The 13,409-nt window shown below is 62.0% G+C and carries 12 protein-coding genes; 4 read left to right on the plus strand and 8 right to left on the minus strand.

From position 1 onward, the window contains the following. Nucleotides 1–384: 384 nt before the first annotated feature. Complete coding sequence (locus tag H0Z09_RS11165; RefSeq protein ID WP_186690506.1) at nucleotides 385–1,908, minus strand: fumarate hydratase; 1,524 nt, start codon at nucleotides 1,906–1,908, stop codon at nucleotides 385–387. A gap of 207 nt (nucleotides 1,909–2,115) precedes the next feature. Here H0Z09_RS11165 and H0Z09_RS11170 point away from each other — a divergent pair, with 207 nt between their 5' ends. Beyond that, nucleotides 2,116–3,048 carry an iron-sulfur-binding ferredoxin reductase gene (locus tag H0Z09_RS11170; protein WP_186690508.1) on the plus strand — a complete coding sequence of 311 codons (933 nt, stop codon included), beginning with the start codon at nucleotides 2,116–2,118 and terminating at the stop codon, nucleotides 3,046–3,048. A 30-nt stretch (nucleotides 3,049–3,078) separates the two neighbouring features. Further along, entirely contained in the window at nucleotides 3,079–3,828 is a 750-nt protein-coding gene (locus H0Z09_RS11175; RefSeq protein WP_186690510.1) for an enoyl-CoA hydratase-related protein, read from the plus strand. A 178-nt stretch (nucleotides 3,829–4,006) separates the two neighbouring features. On the opposite strand, the gene pyk is transcribed toward H0Z09_RS11175, so the two are convergent. Then, nucleotides 4,007–5,458, minus strand: coding sequence for a pyruvate kinase (pyk, locus tag H0Z09_RS11180; RefSeq protein ID WP_186690512.1), 1,452 nt, complete (start codon nucleotides 5,456–5,458; stop codon nucleotides 4,007–4,009). A 173-nt stretch (nucleotides 5,459–5,631) separates the two neighbouring features. On the opposite strand from pyk, the gene H0Z09_RS11185 reads away from it, so the two are divergent. Together H0Z09_RS11185 and H0Z09_RS11190 are read left to right on the plus strand one after the other, a co-directional pair. Then, nucleotides 5,632–6,006, plus strand: a complete 375-nt coding sequence (locus H0Z09_RS11185; RefSeq protein WP_076949778.1) for a hypothetical protein — start codon at nucleotides 5,632–5,634, stop codon at nucleotides 6,004–6,006. Between the two features lie 226 nt (nucleotides 6,007–6,232). Then, nucleotides 6,233–6,592 (plus strand): PilZ domain-containing protein, encoded by a 360-nt coding sequence (locus H0Z09_RS11190; protein ID WP_186690772.1) that lies wholly within the window; start codon nucleotides 6,233–6,235, stop codon nucleotides 6,590–6,592. A gap of 69 nt (nucleotides 6,593–6,661) precedes the next feature. On the opposite strand, the gene H0Z09_RS11195 is transcribed toward H0Z09_RS11190, so the two are convergent. Genes H0Z09_RS11195 through H0Z09_RS11220 form a run of 6 tightly spaced genes read right to left on the minus strand, consistent with a single transcriptional unit; the run spans nucleotide 6,662 to nucleotide 13,344 of the window. Next, nucleotides 6,662–7,993 carry a DUF58 domain-containing protein gene (locus tag H0Z09_RS11195; protein ID WP_186690514.1) on the minus strand — a complete coding sequence of 444 codons (1,332 nt, stop codon included), beginning with the start codon at nucleotides 7,991–7,993 and terminating at the stop codon, nucleotides 6,662–6,664. Between the two features lie 7 nt (nucleotides 7,994–8,000). Further along, nucleotides 8,001–8,996 (minus strand): MoxR family ATPase, encoded by a 996-nt coding sequence (locus H0Z09_RS11200; RefSeq protein WP_076949775.1) that lies wholly within the window; start codon nucleotides 8,994–8,996, stop codon nucleotides 8,001–8,003. After that, nucleotides 8,993–10,162 (minus strand): DUF4350 domain-containing protein, encoded by a 1,170-nt coding sequence (locus H0Z09_RS11205; RefSeq protein ID WP_186690515.1) that lies wholly within the window; start codon nucleotides 10,160–10,162, stop codon nucleotides 8,993–8,995. Before H0Z09_RS11205 ends, H0Z09_RS11200 begins: the two co-directional genes overlap by 4 nt. Further along, nucleotides 10,159–11,688, minus strand: a complete 1,530-nt coding sequence (locus H0Z09_RS11210; protein ID WP_186690517.1) for a DUF4129 domain-containing protein — start codon at nucleotides 11,686–11,688, stop codon at nucleotides 10,159–10,161. The genes H0Z09_RS11205 and H0Z09_RS11210 overlap by 4 nt, the downstream gene beginning before the upstream one ends. After that, the gene (locus H0Z09_RS11215; protein ID WP_076949772.1) at nucleotides 11,675–12,655 is read right to left on the minus strand and encodes a stage II sporulation protein M; all 981 of its coding nucleotides are present in this window, start codon (nucleotides 12,653–12,655) and stop codon (nucleotides 11,675–11,677) included. The genes H0Z09_RS11210 and H0Z09_RS11215 overlap by 14 nt, the downstream gene beginning before the upstream one ends. Further along, on the minus strand, nucleotides 12,652–13,344 hold the full coding sequence (locus H0Z09_RS11220) for an RDD family protein (protein ID WP_186690519.1): 693 nt from the start codon (nucleotides 13,342–13,344) through the stop codon (nucleotides 12,652–12,654). Before H0Z09_RS11220 ends, H0Z09_RS11215 begins: the two co-directional genes overlap by 4 nt. Between the last annotated feature and the right edge of the window lie 65 nt (nucleotides 13,345–13,409).

Here is a 13,409-nt window from a genome sequence, read left to right on the forward strand (position 1 = left end):
CCCCCCAAATCAATATCGAATTACGGCCAGCGTGGTTGACGGGGCGCCTCAGATCAAGATCAAAAACAAAGCGCGGCGGCCTTAGAGCCGACCGGTATTGATGTCGAACTCGGTTCAAAATGTGGGAGCTGTCGAGCCCCAGCGAGGCTGCGAAAGCGGCGGCACTGCTGGCATTTTGGTCGCCTGACCCACCGCTTTCGCAGCCTCGCTAAAGCTCGACAGCTCCCACAGGGAGATTGGTCAACTGAAAGTTGTGTAGATACCCATGGCCATCGCAGGCAAGCCAGCTCCCACCTAACCGAGTCTGCCATGACATTCTCTTCAGGCACAAAAAAGGCGACCGGGCCATGGGGCCGCAATCGCCTTGTCCTTGCAGGAAAGCGCTTACTGCACTTCCACCGCCAGGCTGTCACTGATCTTCTTCTGCCAGATGGCAGGACCGGTGATGTGCACAGACTCGCCCTTGCTGTCTACCGCAACGGTAACCGGCATGTCTTTGACGTCGAACTCGTAGATCGCTTCCATGCCCAGCTCGGCAAACGCGACAACGCGCGACTGCTTGATGGCTTGCGCCACCAGGTAAGCGGCGCCGCCCACGGCCATCAGGTACACGGCCTTGTGGTCCTTGATCGCTTCGATCGCAGCCGGGCCGCGTTCGGATTTGCCGATCATGCCCAGCAGGCCGGTTTGCTCGAGGATCTGACGGGTGAACTTGTCCATCCGCGTCGCGGTGGTCGGGCCGGCCGGGCCAACCACTTCTTCACGCACCGGATCAACCGGGCCGACGTAGTAGATGAAACGCCCCTTGAGGTCCACCGGCAGGGTTTCGCCCTTGTTCAGCATCTCGACCATGCGCTTGTGCGCGGCGTCGCGACCGGTGAGCATCTTGCCGTTGAGCAACACGGTTTCGCCCGGCTTCCAGCTCTGCACTTCTTCCGGGGTCAGGGTGTCGAGGTTGACGCGACGGGCCGACGGGCCGGCTTCCCAGACGATTTCCGGGTAGGCGTCCAGCGGTGGCGCTTCCAGCGACGCCGGGCCCGAACCGTCGAGCACGAAGTGCGCATGACGGGTGGCGGCGCAGTTGGGGATCATGCACACCGGCAACGACGCAGCGTGGGTCGGGTAATCCATGATCTTCACATCGAGCACGGTGGTCAGGCCGCCCAGGCCCTGGGCGCCGATGCCCAACTGGTTGACCTTCTCGAACAGCTCCAGGCGCATCTCTTCGATACGGTTGGAGGGGCCGCGCTTGAACAGCTCGTGGATGTCGATGGATTCCATCAGCACTTCCTTGGCCATCACTGCGGCTTTCTCGGCGGTGCCGCCGATGCCGATGCCCAGCATGCCCGGTGGGCACCAGCCGGCGCCCATGGTCGGGACGGTCTTGAGCACCCAGTCGACGATCGAGTCGGACGGGTTGAGCATGGCCATTTTCGACTTGTTTTCGGAACCGCCACCCTTGGCCGCCACGTCCACTTCAACGGTGTTACCCGGGACGATGGAGTAGTGGATGACCGCCGGGGTGTTGTCCTTGGTGTTCCTGCGCGCACCGGCCGGGTCGGCGAGGATGGAGGCACGCAGGACGTTTTCCGGCAGGTTGTAGGCGCGACGCACGCCTTCGTTGATCATGTCGTCCAGGCCCATGGTGGCGCCATCCCAACGTACGTCCATGCCCACGCGCACGAACACGGTAACGATACCGGTGTCCTGACAGATCGGGCGATGGCCGGTGGCGCACATGCGCGAGTTGATCAGGATCTGGGCGATGGAGTCACGGGCCGCCGGCGATTCTTCGCGCAGGTAGGCTTCGTGCATGGCCTGGATGAAATCAACGGGGTGGTAGTAGGAAATGAATTGCAGGGCGTCGGCAACGCTCTGAATCAGGTCGTCTTGCTTGATCACGGTCATGAGTCGCGCTCCTCTATAAGGGAACATTCAATAAAGGTGGGCTCAGTGTTGCATCGGTCGGCTGAGCCCACCTTTCCAAGGCACGCCAAGTGGTGCAGGCGCGACGCTAAAAAGGCGCGGCAGTATAACCCGGCACGGTGGCCGATACACCCGACCATGGTCAAACTGCGTTATCGTTACGGATCATTGCAATGACTGAGACTTTATATGCCTGAACTGCACGTCGGCGAACGCCATTGGTCGGTAGCCGCCGGCAGCAACCTGCTGGAGGCCTTGAACCAGGCGGGCGTGGCCGTGCCCTACAGTTGCCGTGCCGGCAGTTGCCATGCCTGTCTGGTGCGTTGCCGGGGTGAGGTCGAGGACAGGCAACCGCATGCCTTGAGCCCGGCGCAGCGTCAGGATGGCTGGCGCCTGGCGTGTCAGTGCCAGGTCGCCGGGGATCTGAAGGTTGAGACCTTTGATCCGCTCCATGACGGGCTGCCCGCACAGGTGGTCGGTGCCGATTGGCTGACCCCCCATGTGCTGCGCCTGCGCTTGCAACCGCAACGCGGCCTGCGTTACCGCGCCGGGCAGCACTTGGTGCTGTGGGCGGGGCAGGTGGCAAGGCCGTATTCCCTGGCCAGCCTGCCTCAGGAAGACCCGTTCCTGGAGTTCCATCTCGATTGCCGCCAGCCCGGTGAATTTATTGGCCTTGCCCGGCAGTTGCAGGTCGGCGACCGTTTGCGTCTGGGCGAGCTGCGCGGCGGTGCCCTGCAATACGACCCGGACTGGCAATCCCGACCGCTCTGGCTGCTGGCGTCCGGCACCGGGTTGGGTCCGTTGTGGGGCGTGTTGCGCGAGGCGTTGCGCCAGGATCACCAAGGCGATATTCGCCTGATTCACCTGGCCCATGATGCCGACGCGCATTACCTGGCCGAGCCCTTGGCGGCGCTGGCCGCACAGCATCCAAACCTGTCGGTGGAGTTGTGGACGGCGGCCGAGTCGGCCCAGGCATTGGCGCAACTGCGGCTTGTCTCGCGGCAAACCCTGGCTTTACTCTGCGGGCACCCCGCCAGTGTCGAAGTGTTTTCCAAGCGTTTGTTCCTGGCGGGGCTGCCGCGCAATCAACTGCTGGCCGATGTGTTCCTGTCCCGTAGTTGAGCGCTGAACGCTACAGCCGCGAGATTTGCCATGACCGACGCCATTTTGCACCGACGCGACCGTGGGCTGTTGACCCTGCAGCTCAATCGCCCCGACAAGAAGAACGCGCTGACTCGCGCCATGTACACGCAACTGGCCGAGGCCTTGGAGCAGGCCGACGCGGATGCGAATATCCGCTGCGTGCTGCTTCACGGCAGCAGTGACTGTTTCACGGCGGGCAACGACATCGGCGATTTTCTCCAGCAGCCACCGAGCGATCTCGACAGCCCGCCCTTTCACTTCATGAAGAGCCTGCTCAACTGCCGCAAGCCGGTGATCGCCGCCGTGGCGGGCGCGGCGGTGGGTATCGGCACGACCTTGCTGCTGCATTGCGACCTGGTGTACGTCAGTCGGGATGCGCGGTTGCGCATGCCGTTCGTCAATCTTGGGCTGTGTCCGGAGTTTGGTTCGAGCCTGATCCTGCCGAGGCTGTTGGGGCATGCGAAAGCGGCTGAGTTGTTGCTGCTGGGCGAGGGGTTCAGCGGCGAGCAGGCGGCGGCCTGGGGGATCGCTACCGAGGCGCTGGGCAGTGGCGAGGCGGCGCTGGCCAAGGCGCGGGAAATGGCTGAACGCTTCGAGACCCTGGCGCCGGGGGCAGTGCAGGTGACCAAGCAATTGATGAAAAGCGTTGATCGCGAACAGTTGCGGCAAGTGATCGAGGAGGAGGGGGCGTTGTTTACCCAGCGGTTGAGATCGCCGGAGGCGATTGCGGCGATGTCGGCGTTTATCGCTCGGCGTTGAATGCGGGTAGCTGGGCTGGGGCTATCGCAGGCAAGCCAGCTCCCACATTGAAATGCGGTCAACTGTGGGAGCCGGGCTTGCCCGCGATGAGGGCTTCACCTTCAACCCATCAACCCTCCATGAAATGCAAAAAGCCCCGCCATTCACAGGGCGGGGCTTTCGTTTTTCAGCCTGTCACTCAGACCATTGGATCGCCAACGTGCAGGATCTTCATGCCGTTGGTGCCGCCGATGGTGTGATAGCTGTCGCCCTTGGTCAGGATGACCCAGTCGCCTTTCTCCACGACACCGCGTTTGATCAGCTCGTCGATGGCAGCCTGGCTCACTTCATGCGGCGGCAACGAAGCCGGGTCGAACGGTACCGTGTACACCCCACGGAACATGGCCGCACGGGCCTGGGTTTCGCGGTGCGGGGAGAACGCGTAGATCGGCACCGAGGAGCGGATGCGCGACATGATCAACGGTGTGTAGCCACTTTCGGTCAAGGCAATGATCGCCTTCACGCCCGGGAAGTGGTTCGCGGTGTACATGGCGGCCAGGGCGATACTCTGGTCACAGCTTTCGAACTCTTTGCCGATGCGATGGCTGGAGGTCTTGCTGGTCGGGTGCTTTTCGGCGCCGAGGCAGATACGTGCCATGGCTTGCACGGCTTCCAGTGGGTACGGACCCGCAGCACTTTCAGCCGATAGCATCACGGCGTCGGTGTAGTCGAGCACGGCGTTGGCCACGTCGGACACTTCGGCGCGGGTCGGCATCGGGTTCTGGATCATCGACTCCATCATCTGGGTCGCCACGATCACTGCTTTGTTATGACGGCGCGCGTGCAGGATGATTTTTTTCTGGATGCCGATCAGCTCGGCGTCACCGATTTCCACGCCCAGGTCGCCACGGGCAACCATCACCGCGTCGGAAGCCTTGATCAGGCCGTCGAGGGTTTCGTCGTTAGCCACGGCCTCGGCACGTTCGATCTTCGCCACCAGCCAGGCAGTACCGCCGGCTTCGTCGCGCAGTTTACGGGCGTATTCCATGTCGGCGGCGTCGCGCGGGAAGGACACGGCGAGGTAGTCCACTTCCATTTCGGCGGCGAGCTTGATGTCGGCCTTGTCTTTTTCGGTCAGGGCCGGTGCTGTCAGGCCACCACCACGACGGTTGATGCCCTTGTGGTCGGACAGCGGGCCGCCGATGAGCACGACGCAGTGCAGTTCAGTCGGGGTCGCGGTTTCGACGCGCATTACCACACGACCGTCGTCCAGTAGCAGCTCGTCACCCACGCCGCAGTCCTTGACCAGGTCCGGGTAGTCGATGCCTACGACTTGCTGGTTGCCTTCGGTCAGCGGGTGGCTGGTGGAGAAGGTGAAGGTGTCACCGACCTTCAGCTCGATCCGCTTGTTGGCGAATTTGGCGATGCGGATTTTCGGGCCTTGCAGGTCACCCAGCAATGCCACGAAGCGGCCATGCTTGGCGGCCAGGTCACGCACCAGCTTGGCGCGAGCCTTGTGCTCGTCCGGGGTGCCGTGGGAGAAGTTCAGACGGGCTACGTCCAAACCAGCCAGAATCAGCTGTTCGAGGACTTCCGGCGAGTTGCTGGCCGGGCCAAGGGTGGCGACGATTTTGGTGCGACGGACGGACATGCACAGACTCCTGAGTTCAAGCGCTGAGGAAGGCTACTATGCTCTTTCGTTGTAGTCATTGTTCGTTTGCACTACTTATCGACGATTGACTTGTTTTCGTTGCGGCTGAATACGAACATCCTTGAAGATTTTCGACGAGGGGTCGATACACTGCACAAGACAGGAGAACCCTCATGCGAATTTTGCTCATTGCTGCCCTGGCCGTCAGTGTTGTCGGCTGCACCCGCTGGTCGATGGACCACCATTTGAACAATGCCTATCGCGCCTACACGATCGGCGATTGCGAGCGCGTTACCCTGGAATTGTCCCAGGTCGACCGTAAAAGTCGCACCCGGCGCTACGTGCAGCCGGAAGTCTCGATGTTGCGCGGGCAGTGCCTGGAGCGGCAAAAGCTGTTCGTCGATGCGGCGCAGACCTATCAGTTCATCATCAATCAATACCCGTCGAGTGAGTACGCCTACCGCGCTCGCGCGAGGCTGGACACCTTGCAACAGTTAGGGCACTACCCCGGTTTAAAGGTCGCTCAGCCACGCCCGGCGTCCTTGTGATGCTATTCGTCGTTTCATAGCTGGCCCCCTGCCAGTCTTGGGCTATCCTTTGAATGTCCGTTTGTACAAGTTTATATGCAAACGGATGTAGAGCCCGGACTCGGCGGCTGTCTGCGGCACAACATTGATTGTGCGCGTACCGAAGTCCAGGGAGAGCGAGCGGTTTTTGGCTCGTTCCGAATCACTGGCACGGCCGCAGTCATGGCCATTGGATGGCGATTTCACCATGTTTACCGACCGACGGATCGAGCGGCATCAGCTACCTTGTTTTCTGCAAGTGTTTAACCGACTTACTGATAAACCCATCGGGTTCCTGGGCAACGTTTCGGAAGACGGGCTGATGTTAATCAGCCAGCTGCCCATGATGGTGGATGTGGACTTCGAGCTGCGTGTGAAGATTCCTGCGGCGGACGGCACCTGGAATCCGATTGACCTCACGGCAACCTGTCTCTGGAGCCACGAGGACATCAACCCCCAGCATTACGACTCCGGCTTCAGGGTGCTCCAGGCCCCTGAGGAATTTGGACAATTGGTCAGCGTCTTGCTGCATTACTTCAGTTTTGATCCTTTGCAGGCGTCGGCTTAGGCGCATCGGCGACCCGGTTTCGGTGTGGTCGGCCCTGCCGTAACCGTGGGTTTCTTGCGCAGGGCTTTCTTAGATTGCACCGGCTTTTTTCCAACCCAGATAGCGTGTCACCAAGGCCGGCCCCAGTTCGGACGGCAAGGTGTCGAGTACCGACAGGCCTTGCGCGCTAAGGCGGTCGTGCAGTTGGTTGCGGGTATTCAAGTAATCGATGGTGCCGCTGTAGGCCAAGGCTTCGGGCAAGGTTTGCACGGGGGCTTGGCGCAGTTGATCGACTACTTCCTCGCGGAGGCTGGCCACCAGCACCCTATGTTGGCGGCTGATGCGCTTGACGGCCGTCAGCAGTGCCTCGTCGTCCTCATCTCGCAGGTTGGTGACCACGATCACCAACGCTCGGCGCTTCTGTCGGGCCAACAACTGGCTTGCCGCCGCCTGATAGTCGGCGGTGCGTCGGGTAGTGTCCAGGTCATATACCGCGTTGAGCAACAGGTTCAACTGGCTGCTCCCCTTCACCGGCGCCACGTAGCGGGGCTGGTCACCAGCAAAGGTGCACAGCCCCACCGCATCGCCTTCACGCAAGGCGACGTAGCTGAGCAGCAGGCAGGCATTGAGGGCGTGGTCAAAATGGGACAGCTCGTCATCCTGGCTGCGCATGCGGCGGCCGCAATCGAGCATGAACACGATCTGCTGGTCGCGCTCATCCTGGTACTCACGCGCGATGGGCGTGCGCTGCCGCGCGGTAGCCTTCCAATCGATCTGCCGAAGGCTGTCACCCTCGCGAAACTCGCGCAGTTGATGAAACTCCAGTCCCAGGCCTCGTCGTTGGCGCTGACGCACACCCAGTTGGCTCAGCCAGTTGTCCACACCCAGCAGATGCGCGCCATACAACCGGGCGAAATCCGGGTAGACGCGGGTGGCGTCGTTCGCCTCGATAAAGCGCCGCGCTGACCACAGCCCCATTGGGCTGGGCAGGTAGATTTCGCAGCGGCTGAAACTGAAATGCCCGCGCCGCAGGGGGCGAACGCGATAGCCTAGCTCACTGCGTTCACCGGGGCGCAGGTCAATGGGCTGGGGCATGTTCTCTACTGTTAACCCGTCGGGCACGTGATCGAACACCTGCACTGTCAGCGGCTGCGGGAAGCTGTGCTCCAGGGCCAGGCGTACTTCGCCCCAACGGCCCAGCGCCAAGCTGCCGGGCACCTGCCGCTGCACTCGGGGCGACGGACGGCGACGCAGGCGCAGCGCATCCAGCGTGGCCAGCAGCAACAGTGCCAGGAGCAGTCCCCATGCGACCGAATGCAAGGTGTCGGGCACCTTGAGCTGCAACGCAGCCGCAGTGCCCAGCAGGATGTTCAACCCCAGCAATACGCCGAGCCAATTCAACAGCAGGCGGGTCGGTTTCATGGGCGGGTCATTGCCGAGGTGCCGGAATTTGATCGAGCAGTTGCTTAAGCACCTGGTCGACCTCCAGCCCGTCGATATCCAACTCTGGTGCGATACGCACCCGGTGACGCAATACCGCCAGGGCGCATCCCTTGATGTCATCCGGGGTGACGAATTCACCTGCGCGCAGCAAGGCGCGGGCACGCGCGCCACGCACCAGGGCGATGGACGCGCGCGGGCCGGCGCCGATGGCCAGTCCCGGCCAGCTACGGGTGGCACGCGCCAGGCGCACGGCGTAGTCGAGTACTTGTTCGTCGAGGGCCAATTCGCTTGCGATCTGCTGCAACTGCAGCACATCCGCGGCCTGCAACACCGTGCGCAACGGGTGTACATCCAGCATGTCGGCCCGGGATGAGCGCGTTACCTCGCGCACCATCTCCAGTTCCTGCTGTGCGTCGGGGTAATCCATGCGCACCTTGAGCATGAAACGATCCAGTTCCGCTTCCGGCAGAGGGTAAGTGCCTTCCTGTTCGATGGGGTTCTGGGTGGCCAGCACCATGAACGGCTGGCTGATGGGCAGCGCCTCGCCTTCAAGGGTAACTTGCCGCTCCTGCATGGCCTCGAGCAAGGCCGCCTGGGTCTTGGCCGGAGCGCGGTTGATTTCGTCGGCCAGCAGCAAGTGGGTGAACACCGGGCCTTTGCGCAGTTTGAACTGTTCGGTGTGCAGGTCATATACGGCGTGGCCGGTGACATCGCTCGGCATCAGGTCCGGGGTGAACTGGATGCGCGCGAAATCGCCATCGAAGCAACGTGCCAGGGCTCGCACCAGCAAGGTTTTGCCCAGCCCCGGCACGCCTTCCAGCAGCACATGGCCACCGGCAATCAATGCGGTCAGGACATCGTCGATTACCTGCTCCTGGCCAATCACCGCCTTGCGCAATTCAGTGCGCAGGGCCTGGGCTTGCGCGCTGGCGCGTTGCAGGGTTTCGCTGCTCAAGGCGGTGGCGCTGGGTAGTTCGCTCATAAGGCATTCCTGAGGGTTTGCAGGCATGCCACCTGCCGGCTGAAATCGGCGCTGGAAAGCCGTTTTGCCGGGAGTGGGCCAAGGGCCTGGCTGATGACGTGAGAAGGTTGGCGCGTCAGGTGCTCAAGCACCCGGCGCTGATCTGCGTTGTCGAGGTGCTCGAAACCGGGATGACGGCGCCGGGCCGCGCGCAGGATATCGTGCTGCAAGGCTTGCAGCAGCGTGCCCTGGCCGCTGCGGCGCAGCAGGAAGTCGGCGCTGGCCTTGAGGGGTTCCTGCAATTGGCGGCGTGTAGGGGATGCCGGAGCGCGGATCGGGCCTTGGCGCATGGCGGCCTGCCAGAGCGCCAAGGCTATCAAGGCAACGAGTGCCACCAGGGCCTGTGCGAAATAGCGCATCAGCAGGGTGAACAGGTCATCGAAATCACTGTTGAACAGTAAGGTCACGTCCGTGCCCTGGCTCAGGTACCAGAGCAACCAGGCATTGTCGTGTTTACCGATGTCCGAAGTTTTCCACAGGTCGCTGTCGGTGATCACCGTGACGCGGCCTTGCCCCAGGTTGAGTTGCATCAGGTGGCTCGACTGCGCGCTGTTGGCAGAAAACTGCGCCAGATGCCTGGGGTCGGTGAGGTTGAAGTCTGTGTCGAAACTGAAATAAGCCGGTGCGGTTTCATTATCGACGTACAGCTTGGTGAGGTCCGGCGCTTTCTTTCCAGGAGGCTTTTTACTGGCAGGGGCGGGCTCTTCTGGCTCATCACTCCAGGTCTGGTGGATATGCAAGCGATCGAGCAACAGGTCACCGCTTTTGCCTGCCTCTTCATCCCACAGGGCCTCGGCCACCAGCAACAGATGACCGCCGGATCGGGTCCAGGCCAGCAGTTGCTCTACCTGGCGTGGCGTAAGACTGCTGCGCTCGCCAAGCATCAGCAGGCTGTTGCCCTTGGCGGGTAGCGTAGCCAGGCGTTCCAGGCTATTGGCATGGGCCACGGCCAGGCCTTGTTGGCGCAGAAAGCGCTCGGCCGCCAGGTACGGGTTGGCCAGCGCCTCCGGAGAGGGGCCGCGGTCCACCACTTCATCGTAGGGGACCGCTTTGCTCCATGCGTAATAACCCCCCGCCGCCAGCAGGCATGCCAGCAATAGTCCCACCCACAATAATGGCCGGTTCATTGGCTGCCCCCTGAGCTGAACAGGTTGCGCCAATCGCCGCACAGTTTTTGCTGGGCCGAGAGGGGCGGTAGGCGATGACCGTAGGCGAGGTTTTGCCAATGCCGGGTCAATTCGTCGCTGAACGCCAGCAGTTGCGCGTGCTGCAACAGGTGAACGCGCTCCAGCACCTGGCCTTCGGTGTCAGCGCTTTTCAGCGGCAGCTTAAAATCATGCAGCAAGCGGCTGAGCAGGCCGCGGTACAGCAGGCCGAGGGCTTCCCTTGGCTGGGTGCTCCACAGGTGCTCGGCGGCGGCGGCAACATCGTCGGGCAAGGTTTCGGCACCCAGTTCGAGGCCGAACAATTGTGTGGGTATTGGTTTGACGACTTTGGGCTTGCGCGGCCCGCGCCGGCTGACAAAGGTGCGCGCCCAGTCGCGATAACGCCACGCCAGCATGATCAAGGCCCCGATCAGGATGCCCCATAACAGTACCTCCAGGCCCTGGGCGATAGATTTGAAAATGTTGCTGTTGAGGTTGTCGAGCAGCGCCTTGAGCCATTCCGGAAGTTTACCGTCGCTGCCAGCCTTGTTTTTAGCCGCAGGCTTTTCTTCACCAAAGCGGTAACGCGTGACGGTTTCCGGGTTCTTGAAAGGGGGCTTGTCCAGCAGCGACCTGATGGATTGGTTCGCGCTCTGGGTACTCAGTGGCTGGTGAGAGCCCGAAGCTTCGGCCATAGCGGGCGCGCTGAATGGCGACAGCGTCAAGCCGATCACCAGCAACAACAGCGCAGCGACACTGCTGAGGCGTTGCCGAAGGCGACGGAACACCAGCTCCAGGTCCCAGGCCTCCAGCACGGTGCGGCGGTTAAGGTAAAGGCTGAAGCCACAGGCGACATAGATCGGCTCCCAGAACACCAGGATCAAGGCATAGAAGGCGTTGCTCAGGTGTTCAAGCCAGAGTCCTTCCGAGCTTGCCGCCAATGCCAGGCTTTGCCAGTCCCAATCCATCTCGACGCTCTGCGGGATAAATAGATAGAACAGCGCCATGCAACCCAACCACAGGCCCATTTCCAGGTGCATGCCGACGATCGTCAGCCAGCGCGCCGCGCCGGCGTTACGTTGCTGCAGCACACCGAGGCGTTTTTGCCGTGCCGGGCCATCCAGACCCTCAAGTTGGCTTACCGGCATGACAAAGCTGCGGCTCAGGCTGAGTCGCCGCCAGGTCAGGCTGGCCAGCAACTGGCCTTTGAGCAGGCTTGGCCATGCACGCACCGCTTGCTTGATGCCGGGTGTTTCGCCAAACAGGGCCTTGGACAGGATATACAGCGGCAGGCGGTCAAAGGCCGGCTTGAGCCACCAGAACACAAAAATGGCGGTGGATGGGTACTTCCACAGCAGTGCAGTGAGTAAGGCGAAGACTGGCAGGGACACCAATGCCCAACTGCCCATCAGGAGCAAACGGTATTGGCGGGCCATCAATACCCCAAGGTCCATGGCTTCCCAGGCAGTACGTGGGCGTATTACCACGCTGGCGTCACTGAGGCGCATGGTGATTCCTTCCGGCAAGACTCAGGTATGCGCCCACCAGCAGCCACAGCGCGGCGCCCACCAGGTATTTGATCCAAGGTGCTATCACGGTGATGGATGACCAATAAGCCTCGATAAAGGCGGCGATCAGCAGGAAGATCATGGCACCGCACAACATTTGCACGCTCTTGCGTGCCGCCAGCCGCAGGGATTCGCCACGAGTCAATTGCCCGGGAGCGATCAGCCCCCAGCCCAGTTGCAAGCCCGCGGCACCGGCGAGGGCAATTGCCGTCAGTTCGAACGCACCATGTCCGATGACGAATGACCAGAAGGTCTGCCCATAACCTATTTCGGTCAGGTGCCCGGAGACCGCACCAATGACCAGGCCGTTGAAAATCAGGAAGAACACACTGCCCAGGCCGAACAGCAAGCCCGCGGCAAAGGTCTGGAACGCGATGCCGGTGTTGTGCATCACGTAGTAGCCGAACATCATCCAGTCTTCGCTCGATGCGCGCTCGGCGGCGCGGCCCAGCCGGCTGGCGTCGGGGTCATACATGCCCTGCATCTCGGCCACCTGCTGGGGGCTGACGATGGCGTAGATAAGGTCTGGAAACAGATAGACCAGCAGGGCGATGCCCACCAGGCTGCCGAAGAACAGCAGGCTGGCTACGAGGACGAAACGCCATTGTTCCCGCACCAGGCGGGGGAAATCGGCCAGTACAAAACCCAGCACATTTGCCGCCAATTGGCTGCGATGGCGGTAGAGCTGTTGATGGCCGCGCAGCGCCAGCTGTTGCAGGGGGTCGACCAAGTAGCTGCTATAGCCGCGTTCCTGGGCCAGGGCCAGGTGCTGGCACAGGCGTCGGTACTGATGGGGGAAGTCAGTTATGTCACTGGCTTTTGCCTGGCCTTGCTCCAACTGTTTCAGGTGTTCGGCAAAAACCTGCCATTGCGGCTGGTGGCGGCTTTCGAAAAGGCTCTGCTTCATGTCGGCCCCAACAGGCCACGGGCCACGCCGTTGAGCTGCTCCACGGCACGGGCCGGGGATACCTGCAAGGGAGCGGCGAGAATCGACGCCAGCTCGTGAACGCGTTCGGTGGACAGTTCACCCTGGCGCTCGGCGAAGCCAAGGATGGCCCGTTGCTCACTCAACTCCAGGGCGAAGGGCAGGCGCAAGGCCGCCGCTTTGGGAACCTGTGGGCGCACCAGCGGCTGCTCCCGATAGATCACCAATGTGCCGGCGGCAATGTCGCCCAGACGCTTGAAGTGAGGGTGCTGCAGGCAACTGATTGCACCGAGGAAGTAGCCGAATGGAAGCATGTCCACAAACCGCAGCAGGTTACGGATCAATGACGCGGACCAGCCAATCGGGGTGCCGTCGTCTTGTACAACACGCAGCCCCATGACCTGTTTGCCGGGCGAGCACCCCTGGTTGAGCACCTCGAACAGCACCATGTACCACCAGCTGATCAGGAACAGCAGCAGCGAACCCAGGCCGATACCGATATTGCCAAGCAAGGCCAATGGCACCAGCAGGATGCCCATGACCACCCCGCGCGCGCCCAGGTCGAAGGCAAACGCCAGCGCGCGGGGTACGAGGCCGGCGGGGCGCAGGGGCAGGTCGATACCCTCCGGGGTTTCGATCTGGTAGCGGGTGTCCAATGGGGCTGAGGGCATCGCGATCCTTGGCAGTGCAGAGTGGCTGGAGACACGGATGCTAGCAGTGTCGACGATGGAAGCAA

It is taken from the genome of Pseudomonas sp. SWRI18, from assembly GCF_014268345.1.
Taxonomy (GTDB): Bacteria; Pseudomonadota; Gammaproteobacteria; order Pseudomonadales; family Pseudomonadaceae; genus Aquipseudomonas; species Aquipseudomonas cedrina.

What these genes read in the sequence shown, in the direction of transcription:
- H0Z09_RS11165 (WP_186690506.1), bottom strand. Translation starts at nt 1,908, where the DNA reads ATGACCGTGATCAAGCAAGACGACCTGATTCAGAGCGTTGCCGACGCC.
- H0Z09_RS11170 (WP_186690508.1), top strand. Translation starts at nt 2,116, where the DNA reads ATGCCTGAACTGCACGTCGGCGAACGCCATTGGTCGGTAGCCGCCGGC.
- H0Z09_RS11175 (WP_186690510.1), top strand. Translation starts at nt 3,079, where the DNA reads ATGACCGACGCCATTTTGCACCGACGCGACCGTGGGCTGTTGACCCTG.
- pyk (WP_186690512.1), bottom strand. Translation starts at nt 5,458, where the DNA reads ATGTCCGTCCGTCGCACCAAAATCGTCGCCACCCTTGGCCCGGCCAGC.
- H0Z09_RS11185 (WP_076949778.1), top strand. Translation starts at nt 5,632, where the DNA reads ATGCGAATTTTGCTCATTGCTGCCCTGGCCGTCAGTGTTGTCGGCTGC.
- H0Z09_RS11190 (WP_186690772.1), top strand. Translation starts at nt 6,233, where the DNA reads ATGTTTACCGACCGACGGATCGAGCGGCATCAGCTACCTTGTTTTCTG.
- H0Z09_RS11195 (WP_186690514.1), bottom strand. Translation starts at nt 7,993, where the DNA reads ATGAAACCGACCCGCCTGCTGTTGAATTGGCTCGGCGTATTGCTGGGG.
- H0Z09_RS11200 (WP_076949775.1), bottom strand. Translation starts at nt 8,996, where the DNA reads ATGAGCGAACTACCCAGCGCCACCGCCTTGAGCAGCGAAACCCTGCAA.
- H0Z09_RS11205 (WP_186690515.1), bottom strand. Translation starts at nt 10,162, where the DNA reads ATGAACCGGCCATTATTGTGGGTGGGACTATTGCTGGCATGCCTGCTG.
- H0Z09_RS11210 (WP_186690517.1), bottom strand. Translation starts at nt 11,688, where the DNA reads ATGCGCCTCAGTGACGCCAGCGTGGTAATACGCCCACGTACTGCCTGG.
- H0Z09_RS11215 (WP_076949772.1), bottom strand. Translation starts at nt 12,655, where the DNA reads ATGAAGCAGAGCCTTTTCGAAAGCCGCCACCAGCCGCAATGGCAGGTT.
- H0Z09_RS11220 (WP_186690519.1), bottom strand. Translation starts at nt 13,344, where the DNA reads ATGCCCTCAGCCCCATTGGACACCCGCTACCAGATCGAAACCCCGGAG.